This is a genomic window from Corallococcus praedator (assembly GCF_003612125.1).
In the GTDB taxonomy this organism is placed as follows: domain Bacteria; phylum Myxococcota; class Myxococcia; order Myxococcales; family Myxococcaceae; genus Corallococcus; species Corallococcus praedator.
Genome location: NZ_RAWI01000895.1, coordinates 1 through 479 on the forward strand (window position 1 = coordinate 1; position 479 = coordinate 479).

Below are 479 nucleotides of genomic sequence, written 5' to 3' on the forward strand. Positions count from 1 at the left end.
AGTTTTGCCAGATTCAAAGCTGGTCTTTGATTTTCAGCCGCAGGCGGTTCCCTTAAATTTCAGCCAGTATCCGTATCCGATTTTTGACGATTTGAGTCTGGAGGCAAATCGAATTGCGTACCTTCAGCCCCAGGCGATCGATGAACCCTGGCTAACCGCCGCCGCCCGCTATCAAGCTTCGCTCGGTCGGGTCGCGGACTATCGAGCAATGGAAACGCGCTTGGTCACGCAGCCCGGAGACGTCAAGGAAAATGAGCGGCTAATCGTGATCGGGACGCCTAAAACTCAAAGCGCGATCGCCAATCTCAACTTGCCCCTCGACCTTGAGAACGGCAAGCTGCTTGACGCCCAAAAGCGCCCGATTCCCGATGATGCGGGTGTTCTCGTCCTGACAACGACGGCAGAAAATCGCGTTCCCGTCTTGGTGGCGACCGGAAATTCTGAGGCGGGCGTGGCGAAAGCCGTGCAGTTCTTGGTGC

At 56.2% G+C, this 479-nt stretch carries 1 protein-coding gene; it reads left to right on the top strand.

Going from position 1 to position 479, the window contains the following annotated elements:
* On the top strand, positions 1-479 hold a 479-nt coding region (locus tag D7Y13_RS42300; protein WP_147452682.1), incomplete at both ends, for a cellulose biosynthesis cyclic di-GMP-binding regulatory protein BcsB.